The following is a 19258-nucleotide window of genomic DNA, read 5'->3' as shown; positions in this document are numbered from 1 at the left end:
TGTGCTGACCGCTCATCCATAAGCGTAACTTGGGACGGGCTCAAGAATCTGTCGTTGGACGTGATGGAGCGGGCGGCGGGACGCTGCCACCATGAGCACCCCGACCGCGTATCCGTCCTCCCGTCTTCTCACGGCACGCCTCGGCGAGCTCGTCGGCGACGTCCGCGAGGCCGTCGACCGGGGGCTGGCGCCCGATGTGACCGCCTATCTGGTCGGCGAGCGGCTCGCCCCCCACCTCGGCGCGGCCGATCTGCTCACCCCGGGGCAGTGCGAGGGCGACCCCGACCGCTACCGCCAGCACGTTCTGCACGCCGAGCCCGACGGCAGCTTCTCGATCGTCGCGCTGGTGTGGCTGCCCGGTCAGCGCACGGCGATCCATGACCATGTGTCCTGGTGTGTGACCGGCGTCCACGAGGGCGAGGAGCACGAGCGGCGCTACCGCCTCGTCCCCGACGGTCCGGGTTCCCGGCTGATCGCGGTGGAGGACGTGGTCAACCCGCGGGGCGCGGTGTGCGGTTTCGCGCCGCCCGGAGATATCCACAGGGTGTGGAACGCCTGTGGGACGAAGGCGATATCGATCCATGTCTACGGCGCGGACATCGCCCGCCTGGGCAGCAGTGTCCGACGGGTCTACGACCTCCCGACGGCGGACGAGGTCCAGGGCCTTCCGACGGCGGACGGCCAGTGACGCTGACCGCCGCGCCCGGCCGGGCGCGGCAGGCTGCCGGATGGCGGCCGCCCGCCACGGCGTACGGGCTCGGGCTCGCCGTGGCCGGGGTCGCGGCCGCCTGGGGCGTCCACTGGCTGCTGCCCGCCGTACCCCTGCTGACCGCCTCCGTGGTGCTGGGCATCGTCGCGGCCCATCTGCCGGGGGCGCGCGGACTCGTCCGGGGCGTCTGCCGTGCCGGGCTCTCCTTCGCCGGGAAGCGGCTGATGCGGCTCGGCATCGTGCTGCTCGGCCTCAAGCTCAGCCTGAACGATGTGCTGGGCCTCGGCTGGGCCACCGTGGCGATGATCCTGGGCGTGGTCACGGCCACCTTCTTCGGCACCTGGTGGCTCGGCCGCCGGATGGGGCTGCGCGGCGATCAGCCGCTGCTGATCGCGACCGGCTACTCGATCTGCGGGGCCTCCGCGATCGGCGCGGTGAGCGAGGTGTCGGACAGCGACGAGCGCGATGTGGCCACCTCCGTGGCGCTGGTGACACTGTGCGGCACCCTCGCCATCGCCGTCCTGCCGCTGCTTCAGCACCCCTTGGGGCTGGACGACGTGGCGTTCGGCCGGTGGGTGGGGGCGAGCGTGCACGACGTGGGCCAGGTCGTGGCCACCGCGCAGACCGCCGGGCCCGCGGCGCTGGGCGACGCGGTACTGGTCAAGCTGGTGCGGGTGGCCCTGCTCGCCCCGCTGGTCGCGGCGCTCGCGGCGTCCGTACGGGCGCGGGGGCGCGCCAGGGCGGCGGCGGGCGAGGGGACGGCGACGGGCGAGGCGGCGAAGCGGCGGCCGCCGCTGGTGCCGCTGTTCGTCCTCGGCTTCCTCGCGATGACCGCCCTGCGCAGCACGGACCTCCTGTCCGCCACCGCGCTGGACACCGCCGCCACGGCCCAGGAACTCCTCCTCGCCGCCGCCCTCTTCGGCCTCGGCAGCGCCGTTCACCTCCCCTCCCTCACCCGCACCGGCGCCCGGGTCGCGGCACTGGGACTGTGCTCGTGGGTGGTGATCGCGGGAGCGTCGTACGCGGGGGTCCTGCTCACGACGTAAGACGCGGGGCGCGGCCATCGATTGCCGGGGCCAGGGTTGTGTCGGCCAGGGCCCGCTTCGCGGGCATCGCGCCCTAGGGCCAACGGCCGAGTGCGGTTCCGTCCCGCGACAGGTGTGACGTCCCGGAACGCCACTTACTCTGACGCCATGACCCCTCGCGACCCGCATGACGCCGACGCCGCCGTCACGGACAGCGCCGCCCCCCTGCCGCCCCGGGCGTCCCCCGTCCCTCCCGCGCCGCAAGACGGAGACCCGGACCTGGATCCGGACCTGGACCCGGGTCTGGAGGGCGGCGGCGACACCGGCGACACCGTACTGGGGCGGCGCTTCCGCGCCCTCACCCTCGGCATCGTCACCGTCGTCTCCCTCATCGCCTTCGAGGCGAGCGCGGTCAATACGGCGATGCCGGTCGCGGCCCGCGCGCTGCACGGGGTCGAGCTCTACGCGTACGCCTTCTCCGCCTACTTCACCACGAGCCTGTTCGCGATGGCGCTGTCGGGGGAGTGGTGCGACCGCAAGGGGCCGCTGGCGCCGCTGTTCACCGGGATCGCGGCGTTCGCCGCCGGGCTGCTGGTGGCCGGTTCGGCGCAGCAGATGTGGATGTTCGTGGGCGGGCGCGCGGTGCAGGGGATAGGCGGCGGGCTGGTGATCGTCGCGCTGTATGTGGTGGTCGGCCGCGCCTATCCGCAGCGGCTCCAGCCCGCCGTGCTGGCGTCGTTCTCCGCCGCCTGGGTGCTGCCGGTCATCGTCGGCCCGCTCGCCGCCGGGACCGTCACCGAACAGGTCGGCTGGCGGTGGGTGTTCCTGGCCATCCCGGTGCTGGTGCTGCCGCCGCTCGCGGTGATGCTGCCCGCGCTGCGCGCCCTGCCCCCGAGCGAGCGCTCCGCGGGCATGAACCGCCGCCGCATCCTCCTCGCGCTCGCCGTCGCGGCCGGCGCCGGACTGCTTCAGTACGCGGGCCAGGACCTCAACTGGCTCTCGCTCGTCCCGGCCGCCGCCGGTCTCGCCCTGCTCGTCCCCTGTGTGCTGCGGCTGCTCCCCGAGGGCACCTTCCGCGCGGCCCGCGGACTGCCGTCGGTGATCCTGCTGCGCGGGGTGGCGGCGGGGTCCTTCCTGGGGGCGGAGAGTTTCGTTCCGCTGATGCTGGTGACCCAGCGCGACCTGTCCGCGACCGCCGCCGGGCTCTCCCTCACCGGCGGCGGGCTCACCTGGGCCCTGGGCTCGTACACCCAGAGCCGCCCCCGCCTGGAGCCGCACCGCGAACGGCTGATGGGTCTCGGCATGCTCTTCATCGCCGTGTCCATCGCCGCGGTGCTCCTGGCCCTCATCGACTCCGTCCCGGCCTGGATCGTGGCCGTGGCCTGGGTGATCGGCGGCTATGGGATGGGGCTGGCCATCTCCAGCGGGAGCGTGCTGCTGCTGAAGCTCTCGCGGCCGGAGGACGCGGGCAGCAACTCCGCCTCCCTCCAGGTCTCCGACGCGCTCGGCAACATCACGCTGGTCGGCCTCAGCGGTGTCCTCTTCGTCTCCTTCGGTGGCGGCGACATCGCAGCCACCGGCTCGACGGCCTCCCACCAGCCGGCCGCCTTCGGGGCGGTCTATGTGGCGATGGCGGCGGTGGCGCTGATGGGGGCGTGGGTGACGACGCGGTTGCGGCCAGAAATCCGTTAGCACCACCTGGTACCACGCGGTACCATCAGCTCATGGCAGCACTGAATCTACGCTTTACGGACGAGGAGCTCGACGCCTTGCGCAAGCGCGCGGAGGCGGAGGGCCGGAGCATGCAGTCGTTCGCCCACGACGCGGTGATCTCTGCGATCAATGAGCACTCCCGGCTGTTCAACGAGGCCGCCGCCCATGTGTTGCGGGTGAGTGATGAGCTCAACCGGAGGCTTGCCTGATGCACTACCTCACCCTGCCCGAGCTGCTCAATCTCGCCGAGCGCCTCGAGGCCGATGAGGTGCGCGACTACGGACTGCTGGAGTCTGCTCTGGCCCGTCCGCAGGCGAGCGTGTTCGGTCAGGATGCCTACTCGGACGTGTGGCAGAAGGCGGCGGCGCTGATGGAGTCGCTGGCCCGCAACCATGCCTTGGTGGACGGCAACAAGCGGCTCTCCTGGTACGCGACCTGGGTCTTCCTCCACATCAACGGACACCCACTGAACGCGGACTTCGACGTCGACGAGGCCGAGCGCTTCGTGCTGAGCGTCTGCCAGGGCGAGCTGGACGTGCCGAAGATCGCGGAGGGGCTGACCCGGTTCACCAACGGGATGTGAGTCTGATCCCACCCTCGGGTGGGATCAGCCCGTACCCCCGAGCGTGAACGACGGCACCGGTAGGCTGACGCGGTTCCCGATCGACCTCGCCGAGCCAGCCCGACGGAGACCGTGAGTACTACTGCCGCCTCCACCAGCCATCACCTCTCGCCCGCCTTCCCCGGCCGGGCTCCTTGGGGTACCGCGAGCAAGCTGCGCGCCTGGCAGCAGGGCGCGTTGGACAAGTACATCCAGGAGCAGCCGCGGGACTTCCTCGCGGTCGCGACCCCCGGCGCCGGGAAGACCACCTTCGCGCTGACCCTCGCCTCCTGGCTGCTGCACCACCATGTCGTCCAGCAGGTGACGGTCGTCGCGCCGACCGAGCATCTGAAGAAGCAGTGGGCGGAGGCCGCCGCCCGGATCGGCATCAAGCTGGATCCGGAGTACAGCGCGGGTCCGCTCAGCCGGGAGTACCACGGGATCGCCGTCACCTACGCGGGCGTCGGCGTCCGGCCCATGCTGCACCGCAACCGGATCGAGCAGCGCAAGACCCTCGTCATCCTCGACGAGATCCACCACGCCGGCGACTCCCGCTCCTGGGGCGAGGCGTGTCTGGAGGCGTTCGAGCCGGCGACCCGGCGGCTGGCGCTCACCGGCACCCCGTTCCGGTCCGACACCAACCCCATCCCCTTCGTCACCTACGAAGAGGGCAACGACGGGATCCGGCGCTCCTCCGCCGACTACACCTACGGCTACGGCAACGCGCTCTCCGACGGAGTGGTGCGCCCCGTCATCTTCCTCTCCTACAGCGGCAATATGCGCTGGCGCACCAAGGCGGGCGACGAGCTCGAGGCGCGGCTCGGCGAGCCGATGACCAAGGACGCCGTCTCCCAGGCGTGGCGCACCGCGCTCGATCCGCGCGGCGACTGGATGCCGAATGTGCTGCGCGCCGCCGACCAGCGGCTGTCCGAGGTCCGCAAGGGCATCCCGGACGCGGGGGCCCTCGTCATCGCCGCCGACCAGGACTCGGCCCGTGCGTACGCCAAGCTGATCCGCGAGATCACCGGCGACAAGGCGACGCTCGTGCTCTCCGACGAGGCGGCGGCGTCCCAGCGGATCGAGGACTTCAGCCACTCCGACGACCGCTGGATGGTCGCGGTCCGCATGGTGTCGGAGGGGGTGGACGTGCCCCGGCTGGCGGTCGGGGTCTACGCGACCACCATCTCCACCCCGCTCTTCTTCGCCCAGGCCGTCGGCCGTTTCGTACGGTCGCGGCGGCGCGGCGAGACCGCGTCCGTCTTCCTCCCCACCATCCCGATGCTGCTCGGCTTCGCGGGCGAGATGGAGGTCGAGCGCGACCACGTCCTGGACAAGCCGAAGAAGGACGGTGAGGAGGAGAACCCGTACGCGGAGGAGGAGAAGCTCCTCGAGGAGGCCGAGAAGCAGCAGGACGAGGACACCGGCGAACAGGACCAACTCCCCTTCGAAGCACTGGAGTCGGACGCGGTCTTCGACCGGGTGCTGTACGACGGCGCCGAGTTCGGCATGCAGGCGCATCCGGGCAGCGAGGAAGAGCAGGACTACCTCGGCATCCCCGGGCTGCTCGAACCCGACCAGGTGCAGATGCTGCTCCAGAAGCGGCAGGCCAAGCAGATCGCCCACAGCCGCAAGAAGCCGGACGAGGAGGCGGATCTGCTGGAGCTCCCGGCGGAGCGGCGGCCGGTGGTCACCCACAAGGAGCTGCTGGAGCTGCGCAAGCAGCTCAACACGCTGGTCGGGGCGTATGTCCACCAGAGCGGCAAGCCGCATGGCGTGATCCACACCGAGCTGCGCCGGGTCTGCGGCGGCCCGCCGAGCGCGGAGGCGACGGCGGGGCAGATCCGCGAGCGGATCAAGAAGGTTCAGGAGTGGGCGACGCGCATGCGCTGACGCGTGGGTTTTTCCCGCCCCTGGCCCCGAGCCTGGGGCGGAGCCCCGGACGCCCCTTGGTCCGCCGGCGTGCCGGGGCGGCGGGTCTTTCCCCTCCCCGCCCCTTCCCGCAGTGTCGATGTGCGGCTCCGCCGGGTGGCAGGGGCTCCGCCCCTGGGCCCGGGCTCGGGGGCGGAGCCCCGGACACTCCTCGGCGCGCGACGTCGATGTGCGGCTCGGCCGCGTGGCAGGGGCTTCGCTCCTGGACCCCCGGGGTCTGGGGCGGAGCCCCAGTTGTGGGAAGGGGCGGGGAGGGGAACAGCCCGCCGCAGGCGTTCCGCGCCGCGCAACCCCTTTTCGAAAAATTTCATGAACCGGTCGCAGGCCCCTCTCATGGATCCGGGCAAACCGGGATGGTTTGGGGCGCTCTCGCGCTGCATGCTTTGGCAGCTCTGCTCGGATTCTGGACAAACCCTTCCGCAAAGCGGACCGGCTCGCTAGCGTTCGGGCACGCACACGCCCCGTGGCAGCGCCGCCGCGGAGCGCAGCCGGTGCGTGACCACCGCGACCGGCGGCCTCTTCGCGCGCCGTCGTCGGGACCGGCGGGACACCGCGCGAAGCGCCGCCACTCATCACCGAGGAGGGGGCGTCGTGACCGCGGAGACCTCTCAGACGCTCGATCGGGGACTGCGTGTCCTCAAACTGCTCGCCGACACCGACCACGGGCTGACCGTGACCGAGCTGTCCAACAAGCTCGGCGTCAATCGCACCGTGGTCTACCGGCTGCTGGCCACCCTTGAGCAGCACACCCTCGTCCGCCGGGACATCGGCGGGCGGGCGCGCGTCGGGCTGGGGGTGCTACAGCTCGGCCGCCAGGTGCATCCGCTCGTACGGGAGGCGGCGCTGCCCGCGCTGCGCTCCCTCGCCGAGGACGTCGGCGCGACCGCCCACCTCACCCTGGTCGACGGCACCGAGGCCCTCGCCGTGGCGGTCGTCGAGCCGACCTGGACCGACTACCACGTGGCCTACCGGGCCGGATTCCGGCATCCGCTCGACCGGGGCGCCGCCGGGCGCGCGATCCTCGCCGCCCGCGCCGGCCGCCCCGACGACCCCGGGTACGCCCTCACCCACGGCGAACTGGAGGCGGGCGCGAGCGGCGCGGCCGCCCCGCTCATCGGGGTGACCGGGATAGAGGGCAGCGTCGGAGTCGTCATGCTGTGCGACTCGGTACCGGACCGGGTCGGCCCACGGGTCGTCGACGCGGCCCGAGAGGTCTCGGACGCCCTGAGCTGAGCGCGCGGGGACAGCGGAGCGGCCCGGGGCATGGCGATGTGACGCCGTCATGCCCGGTAGCCGGGGTGGCGCCTCATCCGTCTCGGCGGTCAACTAGATTCGCACCATGCCTGCCGTCTCCCCCCGCGCCCGCATCCTCGCGCTCTGCTCCGCGCCCGTGCTCGCCCTGCTCGCGGTGGCCGCGTTCGCGCCGCTGCCGTTCACCGTGGCCCAGCCCGGTTCGACCGTGAACGTCCTCGGCGCAGACCGCGGCAAGCAGGTGATCAGCGTCTCGGGGAGCGGCACCCGCAAGACCAGCGGGCAGCTCCGGATGACGACGATCCTGGCCACCGGTCCGGACGCCACCGTGCGGCTGAAGGACGTGATCAGCGGCTGGTTCGCCACCGACCGTGCCGTCATGCCGCATGACTCGGTCTACGTCGGCGGCACCACCAAGGAGATCGAGCGGCACAACGCCGAGGAGATGCGGGAGTCCCAGTCCTCGGCCACCACCGCCGCGCTCGGCTATCTCCACCGCTCCCCGCGCGACGTCAAGGTCACCCTGCGGCTGGCCGACGTCGGCGGGCCGAGCGCCGGGCTGCTCTTCTCCCTCGGCGTGATCGACAAGCTGGACGGGGACGGCCGCGGCGGGGATCTCACCGGCGGCCGGACGATCGCGGGCACCGGCACCATCGACGCCAAGGGCAAGGTCGGGGCCGTGGGCGGGGTCCCGCTGAAGACGCAGGCCGCCAAGCGGGACGGCGCCACGGTCTTCCTGGTGCCGAAGGCCGAATGCGCCGACGCCACCGCCGAACTGCCCAAGGGGCTGCGGCTGATCCCCGTCACCACCCTCAAGGGTGCGGTGACGGCTCTGCGGGCGCTGCGGTCGGGCGGCGCGGTCCCGCACTGCTGAGCGGTGCCGCCGCCCGCTCCTCGACCGCTGCCCGCTCCTCGACCGCCGTCTTCTCGTCCACCGTCGTTCCCTTGTCCACCGCCGCCCCCTCGTCCATCCCGCGCCACGCCGGGAAGACCAGCGGGCTGAGCGTGGCCAGGAAGTAGACCCCGCCCGTCACCAGGAAGGCGGCGGTCAGCCCCACCCCCTCCACCAGACATCCGGCCGCGAGTCCACCCAGCGGCATCACCACCCACACCCCCGCGGTGAGCGCGCCCGAGACCCGGCTGCGCAGCTCATCGGGGACGGCCTCGTAGGTCACCGTGGTCAGGATCGGGTTGAGCATTCCCGCCGCGACCCCACTGGCCGCCATCGTCACCGCGAGCGGGGACACACCGGGGACGAACGCGGCGATCAGAAAGCGCGGCAGCCCGCACACCAGGAAGCTCACCGCGAAGACGGTCCGGCGCGAGAAGCGGTCGCCCACCGCCCCGTACAGCAGCGCCCCCACCAGCGCACCGCCGCCGAACAGCGCCGTGAGCAGCCCCAGTTGGACCGAACCGCCCAGGTGCCGCTCGGCGTGGACGGGCAGCAGTACGGACGACAGGCCCTGGTCGAGGCCGTTGGTGACCATGACCATCAGCACGATGGCCAGCAGCAGCCGGTGGTGCAGCAGAAAGCGGTACCCCTCGCGCAGCTCCGCGCGGTAGGCGCGAGCGGACACCGGCACGACGGGCTTGCGCGGCGCGGCGGCGGGCAGCCCGCGCAGCCCCGCCATGATCAGCAGCGCGGAGGCCGCGAACGTCGCCGCGTCCAGCAGCAGTACGGAAGGCGGGCCGAGCAGCGCGATCAGCAGCCCGCCGACCGCCGCGCCCAGCATCCGGGCCCCGCGCGAGGCCCCGTCGTAGAAGCTGGCGGCGCGGCTGAGGGTGGTGCCCGCCCGCTCGGCCAGCGCGGGGACGAGCACCTGGCGGGCGGTCTCGCCCGGTGCGTGGAGCAGTCCGCAGAACGCCATCAGCGCGCACAACTGCCAGAACCGCAGCAGCCCGGCGAAGTGCAGCACCGGAATCGTGGCGATGGCCACCCCGCACAGCGCGTCGGAGGCGATGGAGACCCGCCGGCGGCCGACCCGGTCGATCACCGGCCCGCCGATCACGGCGGAGACGACCACCGGCAGGGTCGCGCAGAAGGATACGAAACCGGCCTTGGCCGCGCTGCCCGTGGTCTCCAGGACGAACCACGGGACGGCGATCAGGGTGAGGGAATTGCCCGCTATGGAGACGGTGTTGGCGGCGAGGACGAGTAAGAGTGGTCTTCGGTCCCCGCTGTTTCCCCGGAGCTCTCTGTCCCCTGTGTCGTCGGCCATGTCAGTGGTCGAATCGCGCCGTCAGACCGGATTGCGGCAGCCGCGGCGTGGCCAGCCGCAGCCCGACCTCCACCAGCGTCCAGCCGACCCGGGCGCGCAGCACCCGGGCGCGGGCGGGGCGGGTCCGGCGGTGGGGCCGGGGCGCCTCGCGGGCCTCGTCGCGCAGGCGCTCGGCGCGTATGTGGTGCAGCCACAGATGGATCTCGTCGCCGTACATATGTCGTTCCCCCCAGGGATCGGTCAGTCCTCTTCGCGCGGGAAGGCATGCAGATGGACGCGGTACGGGGCGGAGCCCTCGGTGTCCCGGTCCACCTCCTTCTCGCGGTAGCTCTCGATCACTTCGTGCACTTTGTCGCGCATTTCGCGGGCGAGTTCGGGCGTGAGACGCATGGCGAAGTCGCTCATGTCCGAAGCGCTACGCCATGCTGAGGGCCAGTCGTGCATGGTGCTGAACCAGGTGGACAGGTCCTGGCCGTGGATGGTGGCCCACTCGTGGAGCAGGGTGTTCATCGCTCCGCGTACGGCTGGGTCGGGGCTGGTCAGAAACCTGTCGGTACCCACTCGCACGCCCCGCTGCGCCGCCTTCCACCACCGCTCCCGCCCCTTGCCCCGTTCCGGATCGTCCTTGACGAAGCCGTGGGCGGCTAGCTGTCGCAGATGGTAGCTCGTGGCGCCGCTGGACTCGCCCAATCGATCGGCCAGTTGGGACGCGGTGGCCGGTCCGTATTCGCGTAGCGCCCCGAGCAGACGTATCCGTAGCGGATGCGCTAGCCCGCGCAGGGAGCGGGGATCGAGCACCCGGACGTCGTCGGGCGCAGGCTCTTCGTTCTGTGCCATGGGCGGCAGCGTAAGCATGCAAAGACTCAGTTGCAACACTTTCTTTGCAACTGGGTCTTTGGAACCGCTTCAGGAACCTCTCTTCGCCCCGGCCCTCAGTCCCGCGCCGCCTGCCGCACCAACGGAATGATCCGCAGCGGCACCGGGTTCTCCATCACGATCGTCGTCGAGGCCCGGACGATCCCCTCGAACCCCACCACCAGGTCGATCACCCGCTGAAGGTCGGCGTTGGAGCGGGCCACCAATCGGCACAGCATGTCCCCGTGGCCCGTCGTGGTGTGCAGCTCCAGTACCTCGGGAACGGTCGCCAGATGGGCCCGTACGTCCGGCCCCTGCCCCTGCCTGATCTCCAGCGTCGCGAACGCGGTGACCGGATAGCCGAGCGCCGCCGGGTCCACCTCGGGGCCGAAGCCCCGGATCACCCCCTGTGCCCGCAGCCGGTCCAGCCGCGCCTGCGCCGTGCCGCGGGCGACACCGAGGCGGCGCGACGCCTCCAGTACGCCTATCCGCGGTTCCTCGGCGAGCAGCTCGATCAGGCGGGCGTCGAGCCCGTCGATTCCCATCCGGTCCCCCCTTGAGGTCTCCGTGCTCCCTGACGTCATCTGTGACGGTAGTCACCCTGTACAGGATGCTCTATGGCTGTCCGCTCTGGCTATACACACTGACCAGCGTTTTCGCGAAGTGTTGCGCACCTTGAGCCATGGGAGGACGCTGCGGAGTATGACTGAGACGACAGAGATGCTGAAGCAGGGGGACGCCCGGCACGCCGACCCGTTCCCCGTGAAGGGGATGGACGCGGTCGTCTTCGCGGTCGGCAACGCGAAGCAGGCCGCGCACTACTACGCCACCGCCTTCGGGATGAAGCTCGTCGCCTACTCCGGTCCGGAGAACGGCAGCCGGGAGACGGCCAGTTACGTCCTCGTCTCGGGCAGCGCCCGCTTCGTGTTCACCTCCGTCATCAAACCGGTGAGCGCCTGGGGCCGCTTCCTGGCCGAGCATGTCGCCGAGCACGGCGACGGGGTGATCGACCTCGCGGTGGAGGTGCCGGACGCGCGCGCCGCGTACGCGTACGCCGTCGAGCACGGCGCCGCCGGGATCGAGGAGCCGCATGAGCTGGGGGACGAGCACGGCACGGTGGTGGTGGCCTCGATCCGCACCTACGGCGACACCCGCCACACCCTCGTCGAGCGCACCGGCTACGACGGCCCGTACCTGCCCGGCTTCGCGGAGGCCGAGCCGATCGTCGACCCGCCCGCGCGGCGGAACTTCCAGGCCATCGACCACTGCGTCGGCAATGTGGAGCTCGGCCGGATGGACGAGTGGGTCGGCTTCTACAACGACGTCATGGGCTTCACCAACATGAAGGAGTTCGTGGGCGACGACATCGCCACCGAGTACTCCGCGCTGATGTCGAAGGTCGTGGCGGACGGCACCCGCAAGGTGAAGTTCCCGCTCAACGAGCCCGCGGTCGGCAAGAAGAAGTCGCAGATCGACGAGTATCTGGAGTTCTACGGCGGCCCCGGCGTCCAGCACATCGCGCTCGCCACCAACGACATCGTCGCCACGGTGCGGGCGATGCGCGCGGCCGGGGTGCGGTTCCTGGACACCCCGGACTCGTACTACGAGACCCTGGGGGAGTGGGTCGGCGACACCCGCGTCCCGGTGGAGACCCTCCACGAGCTGAAGATCCTCGCCGACCGTGACGAGGACGGCTATCTGCTCCAGATCTTCACCAAGCCGGTCCAGGACCGGCCGACGGTCTTCTTCGAGCTGATCGAGCGGCATGGCTCGATGGGCTTCGGCAAGGGCAACTTCAAGGCGCTCTTCGAGGCGATCGAGCGCGAGCAGGAGAAGCGCGGCAACCTCTGACGGTCACGCGACGGTCATGCGGGGGGTGGTGGGCCGCGGCCCACCACCCTGCGGTCCCCGTTCCCCCGCACCCGTGCGCACATGCGCAGCTCATGCCAGAAAACCCGAACACCTGAATGGGAGCGCTTCCCCACCGTCTACACTCTCGGCGATCTGTTCACTCCAACACGGCGTGATCGCATGGGAGTTGTCGAGTATCAATGCACACGGAAAAGTACACTGCGGGTCGTTTGACCAGGCGTAGGTTCACCCTCGGCGGGGGCGTGGCCGCGGCCGGTGCGCTCGGTGCCTTCGCCGCCCGCGCGGGGGCCGCCACCGTGGCGGGGGGCCGGTTCGATCTGTCGGTGCCCTCCACCCAGCTTCTCCGCGAGAAGACCCCGCACAACGCCACCGTGCTGCAATCCTTCGCGTTCGATGACGTGGGCGGCCATCTCTACACCGTCCAGCTCATGCAGGGCGGGATCCAGCTCAGCGGGGAGTCCGCCCCCGTCTCCGGCGCCGACCGCGCCGCCCATGGCGATCTGTGCCTCACCAAGCTGTCCCTGGCCGGTGCGGAGCTGGGCTCCATGTATCTCAAGGGATTCGGGCACGGCGTCGCGATGGGCTGCGAGCCGGTCGGCTCCGCCGCGTATCTGTGGACCGAGTCGGACGCCAACCCCGACTCCGGCTACGGCCGCGCCATCAGCCGCTTCAAGTTCGCCGATGGCACCGTGCTGTCCTCCGGCTCGTCCTCGCTGGTCAAGCACCGCCCGGTGGCGGGCTCCACCAGCAACCAGCCCGCCGTCGACATGCTCAACCGCCGGCTGCTGCTGCGCTACCGCCTCGGCGGCGAGGCCCGCTACCGGCTGATGAGCCTCTCCGGCGTCAGCGCGGGCGACTACACCCCGGTGTACGACGACATACCCCAGACCGGCGTCGAGGACGGCGAGGTCTTCCAGGGCTTCACGGTCCTCGGCGACTACGCGTACCAGTTGACCGGCACCGCCTACACCGACGAGGACGGCGCCAACCCGCCCTCCGGCCACGGCAACACCTATGTCTCCTGTATCGATCTGCGCACCGGCGAACTCGTCCAGCGCGCCCGCACCGAGGCCGCCTACTCGCTGAGCTACCGCGAGCCCGAGGGCCTGGCCGTCCAGTTGTCCAGCCCCCGCCGGCTGTGCATGGGCTTCGCCTCGGGCGCCGCCGGAGACCGTAAGGTCAGCGTCTACTACAAGGCGCAGTAGACCGGCGATTCCGCGGTAACCCATCCGCTGCCGCGATCTTCCCCGCACGCTTCCCGGGTGCGAGGCTGGACATATGACGGACCTCATCGAGCTGCTGCGGGAGGGCCTCCCCGAGGAGGCCGTGCTGACCGACCCGGATGTGACCGGGGCGTACGCACACGACATGGCGAGCTTCTGCGAGGCGGGCGCGCCCGCCGTCGTCGTCCTCCCGCGCACCGTCGAGCAGGTGCAGCACGTCTGCCGCACCGCCACCGCGCTGCGCGTCCCGGTCGTGCCCCAGGGCGCGCGCACCGGCCTGTCGGGCGCGGCCAACGCGTCCGAGGGCTGCATCGTGCTGTCCCTGGCCAAGATGGACCGGATCCTGGAGATCAACCCGGTCGACCGGATCGCGGTCGTCGAACCGGGCGTGATCAACGCGACCCTGTCCCGGGCCGTCATGGAGAAGGGCCTCTACTATCCGCCGGACCCCTCGAGCTGGGAGCAGTGCACGATCGGCGGCAACATCGGCACCGCGTCCGGCGGGCTGTGCTGTGTGAAGTACGGCGTCACCGCCGAGTACGTCCTCGGGCTCGATGTCGTGCTGGCCGACGGGCGGCTGCTGAAGACCGGCCGCCGCACCGCCAAGGGCGTCGCGGGCTATGACCTGACCCGGCTGTTCGTCGGCTCCGAGGGCAGCCTCGGTATCGTCGTCGGCGCGGTCCTCGCCCTCAAGCCCGCCCCGCTGGAACAGCTCGTCCTGGCCGCCGAGTTCCCCTCCACCGCGTCCGCCTGCGACGCCATCTGCCGGATCATGGAGCGCGGCCATGCCCCCTCGCTGCTGGAGCTGATGGACCGCACGAGCGTCCGCGCGGTCAACGCGATGGGGAACATGGGCCTCCCGGAGTCCACCGAGGCCCTGCTGATGGCGGCGTTCGACACCCCGGACCCGGCCCCCGACCTCGCCGCCGTCGCCGAGCTGTGCACGGCGGCCGGCGCGACGGAGGTGGTCCCGGCCGAGGACGCCGCCGAGTCCGACATGCTGCTCCAGGCCCGCCGGATGACGCTTCCGGCGCTGGAGGCGGTCAAGGGCGTCACCATGATCGACGACGTCTGTGTGCCCCGATCCCGGCTCGCCGAGATGATCGACGGCACGGCCGCCATCGCCGAGAAGCACGGCCTCACCATCGGCGTCGTGGCCCACGCCGGGGACGGCAACACCCATCCGACGGTGTGCTTCGACCCGGCCGACCCCGACGAGTCGCGGCGGGCCCGGGAGTCGTTCGACGAGATCATGGCGCTGGGCCTGGAGCTGGGCGGCACCATCACCGGTGAGCATGGCGTCGGCGTCCTCAAGCGGGAGTGGCTGGCGCGTGAACTGGGGCCGGTGGGGGTGGAGTTGCAGCAAGGGATCAAGCAGGTCTTCGATCCGCTGGGCCTGCTCAACCCCGGCAAACTGTTCTGAGGCCGCCCGGACCCGGGGGTGGTCCGGACGGCCTCGGCTTCAGAACCTGATCACGCCGTCGGCGAGGCGATGTCGATCAGGCATTCGGCGATGCGGCGTCGATCACGCCTTCAGGGAGGCGATGTCGATCACGAAGCGGTACCGCACATCGCTGCTCACGACGCGCTCGTACGCCTCGTTGATCTGGTCGCCGTTGATCACCTCGATCTCCGCACCGAGCCCGTGCTCGGCGCAGAAGTCCAGCATCTCCTGTGTCTCCCGGATGCTGCCGATCTTCGACCCGGCCATCGACTTGCGGCCCATGATCAGCGAGAACTGGCTGAAGGCGCTGGGGTTCTCCGGCGCGCCCACGTGCACCAGCGTGCCGTCGACCTTCAGCAGCGACAGGTAGCCGTCCAGCGGCAGGTTCGCCGAGGTCGTGTTGACGATCAGGTCGAAGGTGCCGGCCAGCTCGGTGAAGGTGGAGTCGTCACCGGTGGCGTAGAAGTGGTCGGCGCCCAGCCGCAGCCCGTCGTCCTTCTTGCGGAGCGTCTGGCTCAGCACGGTCACCTCGGCGCCCATGGCATGGGCGATCTTCACGCCCATGTGGCCGAGGCCGCCCAGGCCGACGATGGCGACCTTCTTGCCGGGCCCGGCGTTCCAGTGGGCGAGCGGGGAGTAGAGGGTGATCCCGGCGCACAGCAGCGGGGCGGCGATGTCCAGCGAGATCCCCTCGGGGATGCGCAGGGCGTAGTTCTCGTCCACCACGATGTGGGTGCTGTAGCCGCCGTAGGTGGGGGCGCCGTCGTACTCCGTGCCGTTGTACGTCTGCACCTCGCCCTTGAGGCAGAACTGCTCCTCGCCCGCGAGGCAGTTGGCGCACTCACGGCAGGAGTCGACGAAGCAGCCCACGCCGACCCGGTCGCCCACGGCGTACTTGGTCACACCGGGGCCGACCTCGGCGACCACACCGGCGATCTCATGGCCGGGCACCATCGGGAACTGGGCGGCGCCCCATTCCTCGCGGGCCTGGTGGATGTCGGAGTGGCAGATACCGGCGTAGGCGATCTCGATGAGGATGTCGTGCTCGCGCAGTGCGCGGCGCTCGACGGTGGTCTTTTCCAGCGGGGCCTTCGGAGCGGGGGCTGCGTAGGCGGTGACGCTGGTGGTCATAGAACTGTCTCCCTAGGGGAAATGAGGGGAATGCGATGAATGTGGGGGGTGGCAGGCATGGGGGTGGTCAGGCGGATGGTGCGAATGGCGTGAAAGGGAGAGTTGGTGTGAAGAGGGATTGGTGCGAAAAGGGGGTTGGTGTGAAAGGGGGGTGTGAAAGGGGGGCTGTGAGATCAGGGGGAGACGTCGGAGGACGGTCCCCCCGAAGGACGCGCATCGGACGAGGGCGCGGAGGAACGGGCGGAAGGGGGCGCGGTCCAGCTCGCCAGCAGCCGCAGGGCCGCCTCGGAGGGAGAGCCGGGCTCGACCGTGTAGATGCACAGCGCCTGGTCGGGATCGCCGGGAACGGTCACGTTCTCGTAGGACAGCGTCATGTCCCCGACCACCGGATGGTGGTAGCGCTTGACGCCGTGGGTCTTCTCCCGCACGTTGTGGTCCGCCCACCACTTGCGGAAGTCCGCGCTCTTGATGGTGAGCTCGCCCACCAGCTCGGTCAGCCGGGGGTCCTCGGGATGGCGCCCGGCTTCCAGCCGGAGGGAGGCCACCATCTCCGACGCGACCGTCTCCCAGTCCGTCCACAGCGAACGGGCCGCCTCGTCGAGGAACATGAAACGGGCCATGTTGCGCTCGTGGTACGGGAGCGCCTCGAAGTCGATGATCAGTGCCCGGGCCAACTGGTTGGAGGCCAGGACATCGCCCCTGCGCCCGAGGACGAAGGCCGGTGAGATCCCGTCCAGCGTCCGCAGCAGTGCGTGCACCCCGGGCCGCACCCGCTGGGGGCGGGGCGGCCGGCGGCGCACCGTGCGCCGGGGGCGCGGCCGGGTCAGCTCGAAGAGATACGCGCGCTCGGTGTCGTCGAGTCGCAGCGCACGGGCCACGGCGTCCAGCACGGTCTCCGACACATTGAGGTGCCGGCCCTGCTCCAGCCGCGTGTAGTAGTCCGTGCTCACCCCGGCGAGCTGCGCCAGCTCCTCGCGGCGCAGCCCCGGCACTCGACGGGGGCTGTCGTTGGTCACGCTCACGCCCACGTCCCCAGGGCTCAGGCGAGCCCTGCGGGTCCGCAGGAACTCACTGAGCTCGGTATTGCGGTCCATGGGTTCCAGTATTGGGAACGGAAATGCCATCCGAGCGTGTCAGAGTAGGTCTGTTGAACCTAGGCCGGGTGGTGCCAGGCGGGCCGTCGCCGCTCGTAAGGCTCTGTGGCGCTCGCACGGGAGAGTGGTGGCGAGGAGCTGTGGGCGCCGTCGGCGGGCCGGTCTGATAGACCATGACAGCGCGCGTTCCGGGTTGCACAGCGGCTCCTGTACGGCAAACTGCTTACGCCCCCCTCACCGCGAGGCACCGTAAAGGCGCAGCGCAGTACAGCACGGCCGAGCAGATATGGGACATCGGAGATCATGAGCGCCCCTACCTCAGGATCCGCGGACGGCAGCTCCATTCCTGGCTTTTATCCTGATCCGTCCATCCCCGGTTACATCCGTTACTGGAACGGTGCCGCCTGGGTGCCCGGCACCAGCCGTCCCGCCCCGGCCGCGGGCGAGGCCATGCCCGCGCCGCCGCCCGGCATCACCCATACCCAGGTGATCAGCCCGGCGCCGGACGAGACGGGCCCGATGTTCCTGGACGAGGAGCCGGCGCCGCGGCCCGCGGAGGAGACCGGCAGCGCACTGCCCGAGCTGCGCCGGAGCGCCGAGATGGACGTCCGGGGCGCGGGCGGGCCGCCCGAGGCCGCGGCCGGCGGCATGGGGGCGCAGCCGGTGCCGCCCGGCGGCGTCCCGGCGTCCGTCGACTGGAACGATCCCCAGCGGCTGTACGGCACCCGTCCCGATGCCGGGTCGGCCTGGCAGGCGGACGCGTCCCGGCAGGGCGGATTCGGCGGTGAGCAGGACCACCGGGTCTCCTGGGGCTCGGAGACGGACGCCCCCGGCGACGCCCAGGCCGGCGGTGGGCAGGCCGGTGGCGCCCAGGCCGATGGCGGGCAGCGGCCCGGGGTGCCCGACCCTCGGCGGGCGGGCCCGGGCGAGGGCGCCGGTCGCGATGAGGGCACGTTGACCATGCGCGCGGGCGCGAGCGGGGGGACGGTGGACCGCTCGACGCAGGCCCTGCCGCCGGTGCGCCGGGCCCCGGAGCTGCCCTCGGCGGACGACGGCGGGACGCCCGCCGCGGCGAGTGACGGGACGATGACGATCCGCGCGGTGGGGCGCGGCGATGGAGCGGCACCTACGACGGGCCAGGGGCAGCGTCAGGAGCAGGGGCAGCGTCACGGCCAGGGCCAGGAGCAGGGCCGGAACCCGGAGTCCGGCCGCGACGACGGGACGATGGCGATCCGGGCGATCGGCCGCGGCGGCTCGCGCAAGGGTGCCGAAGCGGCACCCCCGGCCCAGTCCCCGCACAAGCCCCCGCACCAGCCCCAGCAGCCCCAGCAGACACACCAGCCTCAGCAGCCGTACCAGTCCCAGCAGTCCCAGCGGCCCTTCGGTGGCATCCCCGCCCAGGGCGGCGGCCCGGCCTGGCAGCAGCAGGGGCACCCGTTCGCCCAGCAGCCCGGCCCGGCGCAGGGCGCGCCACAGGCCGCACCGCATGGCGCCCCGCCGGGCGCGCCCGAGGGCGTCATCCCCTGGAAGCCGCCCGTCGACAACCCCTTCCTCCAGGCCGCCCAGGCCCAGGGACGGCCCGCCCCGCTCGGCCGCCGCCTCGCCGCCCGGCTGATCGACACGGTCGTGCTGCTCGGCGTGGTCGGCGCCGTCGCGTTCCCGCTGTGGGGCAGGGCGAGCGACCACATCGACGAGAAGGTCGAGACGGCCAAGCAGAGCGGCGAGACCGTCACGGTCTACTTCCTGGACGGCACCACCAGCGGCTATCTCGGCATCGTCCTCGGGCTGCTGCTCGTCCTCGGCATCGTCCTGGAGACGCTGCCGACCGCCAAGTGGGGCCGCACGCTGGGCAAGAAACTGAGCGGGGTGCGGGTGCTGGACATCGAGGGGCACGACACCCCTTCCTTCGGCGCCGCGCTGCGCCGCTGGCTGGTCTACTCGGTGCTGGGGGTGCTCGTCATCGGTGTGCTGAACGTGCTGTGGTGCCTGTTCGACCGCCCGTGGCGGCAGTGCTGGCACGACAAGGCGGCCCGCACCTTCATCGCGGCGGCCGACTGAGCGCTCCGCCGGCAGTGTCGCGATGCGTCGTCGGCCGACTGCGGCGCCGTCGTGGCTGGTCGCCCACGCGGCACCGCGGCCGGCTGAACACGGCCGCGGCCGTGCTGAGCGGCGCCGCTTCCCTCCCGACCCCT

18 protein-coding genes are annotated in these 19258 nt (G+C 71.4%); 12 read left to right on the top strand and 6 right to left on the bottom strand.

The genetic code is table 11. The features are described 5' to 3' along the window. Window positions 1–91 precede the first annotated feature (91 nt). The 8 genes from ACK1X7_RS19770 (at window position 92) to ACK1X7_RS19735 (ending at window position 8102) form a co-directional block, all read left to right on the top strand. On the top strand, window positions 92–688 hold the full coding sequence (locus ACK1X7_RS19770) for a cysteine dioxygenase (RefSeq protein WP_390794929.1): 597 nt from the start codon (window positions 92–94) through the stop codon (window positions 686–688). A 2-nt stretch (window positions 689–690) separates the two neighbouring features. Then, entirely contained in the window at window positions 691–1755 is a 1065-nt protein-coding gene (locus ACK1X7_RS19765; RefSeq protein ID WP_385154264.1) for a YeiH family protein, read from the top strand. A 147-nt stretch (window positions 1756–1902) separates the two neighbouring features. Continuing rightward, a complete protein-coding gene (locus tag ACK1X7_RS19760) occupies window positions 1903–3426 on the top strand; it encodes an MFS transporter (RefSeq protein ID WP_390794928.1) in 1524 nt (507 codons plus the stop codon). A 32-nt stretch (window positions 3427–3458) separates the two neighbouring features. Then, the gene (locus ACK1X7_RS19755; protein ID WP_382955998.1) at window positions 3459–3656 is read left to right on the top strand and encodes an Arc family DNA-binding protein; all 198 of its coding nucleotides are present in this window, start codon (window positions 3459–3461) and stop codon (window positions 3654–3656) included. Further along, entirely contained in the window at window positions 3656–4030 is a 375-nt protein-coding gene (locus ACK1X7_RS19750; RefSeq protein WP_385154253.1) for a type II toxin-antitoxin system death-on-curing family toxin, read from the top strand. The genes ACK1X7_RS19755 and ACK1X7_RS19750 overlap by 1 nt, the downstream gene beginning before the upstream one ends. Window positions 4031–4141: 111 nt before the next feature. Further along, complete coding sequence (locus ACK1X7_RS19745; RefSeq protein WP_390794927.1) at window positions 4142–5938, top strand: DEAD/DEAH box helicase; 1797 nt, start codon at window positions 4142–4144, stop codon at window positions 5936–5938. A gap of 630 nt (window positions 5939–6568) precedes the next feature. Next, window positions 6569–7210, top strand: coding sequence for an IclR family transcriptional regulator (locus tag ACK1X7_RS19740; RefSeq protein WP_361495099.1), 642 nt, complete (start codon window positions 6569–6571; stop codon window positions 7208–7210). Window positions 7211–7316: 106 nt separating this feature from the next. Next, window positions 7317–8102, top strand: a complete 786-nt coding sequence (locus ACK1X7_RS19735) for a S16 family serine protease (RefSeq protein WP_361495097.1) — start codon at window positions 7317–7319, stop codon at window positions 8100–8102. On the opposite strand, the gene ACK1X7_RS19730 is transcribed toward ACK1X7_RS19735, so the two are convergent. The 4 genes from ACK1X7_RS19730 to ACK1X7_RS19715 all read right to left on the bottom strand — a co-directional run bounded on the left by ACK1X7_RS19730 (window position 8041) and on the right by ACK1X7_RS19715 (window position 10847). Beyond that, the gene (locus ACK1X7_RS19730) at window positions 8041–9447 is read right to left on the bottom strand and encodes an MFS transporter (RefSeq protein WP_390794926.1); all 1407 of its coding nucleotides are present in this window, start codon (window positions 9445–9447) and stop codon (window positions 8041–8043) included. The two genes, ACK1X7_RS19735 and ACK1X7_RS19730, sit on opposite strands and share 62 nt — an antisense overlap. Window position 9448: 1 nt before the next feature. After that, on the bottom strand, window positions 9449–9664 hold the full coding sequence (locus ACK1X7_RS19725) for a hypothetical protein (RefSeq protein ID WP_385154246.1): 216 nt from the start codon (window positions 9662–9664) through the stop codon (window positions 9449–9451). A gap of 23 nt (window positions 9665–9687) precedes the next feature. Next, complete coding sequence (locus tag ACK1X7_RS19720; RefSeq protein ID WP_390794925.1) at window positions 9688–10284, bottom strand: ArsR/SmtB family transcription factor; 597 nt, start codon at window positions 10282–10284, stop codon at window positions 9688–9690. Between the two features lie 95 nt (window positions 10285–10379). Continuing rightward, window positions 10380–10847 (bottom strand): Lrp/AsnC family transcriptional regulator, encoded by a 468-nt coding sequence (locus tag ACK1X7_RS19715; protein ID WP_216340813.1) that lies wholly within the window; start codon window positions 10845–10847, stop codon window positions 10380–10382. A gap of 157 nt (window positions 10848–11004) precedes the next feature. On the opposite strand from ACK1X7_RS19715, the gene hppD reads away from it, so the two are divergent. The 3 genes from hppD to ACK1X7_RS19700 all read left to right on the top strand — a co-directional run bounded on the left by hppD (window position 11005) and on the right by ACK1X7_RS19700 (window position 14820). Then, window positions 11005–12153 carry a 4-hydroxyphenylpyruvate dioxygenase gene (hppD, locus tag ACK1X7_RS19710; RefSeq protein ID WP_390794924.1) on the top strand — a complete coding sequence of 383 codons (1149 nt, stop codon included), beginning with the start codon at window positions 11005–11007 and terminating at the stop codon, window positions 12151–12153. A 230-nt stretch (window positions 12154–12383) separates the two neighbouring features. Further along, window positions 12384–13379, top strand: coding sequence for a teichoic acid biosynthesis protein C (locus ACK1X7_RS19705; protein ID WP_385152351.1), 996 nt, complete (start codon window positions 12384–12386; stop codon window positions 13377–13379). A 73-nt stretch (window positions 13380–13452) separates the two neighbouring features. Continuing rightward, window positions 13453–14820, top strand: a complete 1368-nt coding sequence (locus tag ACK1X7_RS19700) for an FAD-binding oxidoreductase (protein ID WP_390794923.1) — start codon at window positions 13453–13455, stop codon at window positions 14818–14820. A 102-nt stretch (window positions 14821–14922) separates the two neighbouring features. On the opposite strand, the gene ACK1X7_RS19695 is transcribed toward ACK1X7_RS19700, so the two are convergent. Further along, window positions 14923–15972 (bottom strand): NAD(P)-dependent alcohol dehydrogenase, encoded by a 1050-nt coding sequence (locus ACK1X7_RS19695; RefSeq protein ID WP_216340817.1) that lies wholly within the window; start codon window positions 15970–15972, stop codon window positions 14923–14925. Window positions 15973–16145: 173 nt separating this feature from the next. Continuing rightward, window positions 16146–17066, bottom strand: coding sequence for a helix-turn-helix transcriptional regulator (locus ACK1X7_RS19690; RefSeq protein ID WP_385152345.1), 921 nt, complete (start codon window positions 17064–17066; stop codon window positions 16146–16148). A gap of 303 nt (window positions 17067–17369) precedes the next feature. Between ACK1X7_RS19690 and ACK1X7_RS19685 the strand changes: the two genes are divergently transcribed. Further along, window positions 17370–19124 carry an RDD family protein gene (locus tag ACK1X7_RS19685; RefSeq protein WP_398160337.1) on the top strand — a complete coding sequence of 585 codons (1755 nt, stop codon included), beginning with the start codon at window positions 17370–17372 and terminating at the stop codon, window positions 19122–19124. The last annotated feature ends 134 nt before the right edge of the window (window positions 19125–19258 follow it).

This window comes from Streptomyces sp. CY-1 (genome assembly GCF_047218265.1).
Classification (GTDB): domain Bacteria; phylum Actinomycetota; class Actinomycetes; order Streptomycetales; family Streptomycetaceae; genus Streptomyces; species Streptomyces niphimycinicus.
This window is presented reverse-complemented; position numbering and strand designations above follow the sequence as displayed.

Coding starts and splice junctions, on each gene's coding strand:
- ACK1X7_RS19770 (WP_390794929.1), top strand. CDS start 92: ATGAGCACCCCGACCGCGTATCCGTCCTCCCGTCTTCTCACGGCACGC.
- ACK1X7_RS19715 (WP_216340813.1), bottom strand. CDS start 10,847: ATGGGAATCGACGGGCTCGACGCCCGCCTGATCGAGCTGCTCGCCGAG.
- ACK1X7_RS19730 (WP_390794926.1), bottom strand. CDS start 9,447: ATGGCCGACGACACAGGGGACAGAGAGCTCCGGGGAAACAGCGGGGAC.
- ACK1X7_RS19760 (WP_390794928.1), top strand. CDS start 1,903: ATGACCCCTCGCGACCCGCATGACGCCGACGCCGCCGTCACGGACAGC.
- ACK1X7_RS19750 (WP_385154253.1), top strand. CDS start 3,656: ATGCACTACCTCACCCTGCCCGAGCTGCTCAATCTCGCCGAGCGCCTC.
- ACK1X7_RS19725 (WP_385154246.1), bottom strand. CDS start 9,664: ATGTACGGCGACGAGATCCATCTGTGGCTGCACCACATACGCGCCGAG.
- ACK1X7_RS19755 (WP_382955998.1), top strand. CDS start 3,459: ATGGCAGCACTGAATCTACGCTTTACGGACGAGGAGCTCGACGCCTTG.
- hppD (WP_390794924.1), top strand. CDS start 11,005: ATGACTGAGACGACAGAGATGCTGAAGCAGGGGGACGCCCGGCACGCC.
- ACK1X7_RS19685 (WP_398160337.1), top strand. CDS start 17,370: ATGAGCGCCCCTACCTCAGGATCCGCGGACGGCAGCTCCATTCCTGGC.
- ACK1X7_RS19690 (WP_385152345.1), bottom strand. CDS start 17,066: ATGGACCGCAATACCGAGCTCAGTGAGTTCCTGCGGACCCGCAGGGCT.
- ACK1X7_RS19700 (WP_390794923.1), top strand. CDS start 13,453: ATGACGGACCTCATCGAGCTGCTGCGGGAGGGCCTCCCCGAGGAGGCC.
- ACK1X7_RS19695 (WP_216340817.1), bottom strand. CDS start 15,972: ATGACCACCAGCGTCACCGCCTACGCAGCCCCCGCTCCGAAGGCCCCG.
- ACK1X7_RS19735 (WP_361495097.1), top strand. CDS start 7,317: ATGCCTGCCGTCTCCCCCCGCGCCCGCATCCTCGCGCTCTGCTCCGCG.
- ACK1X7_RS19720 (WP_390794925.1), bottom strand. CDS start 10,284: ATGGCACAGAACGAAGAGCCTGCGCCCGACGACGTCCGGGTGCTCGAT.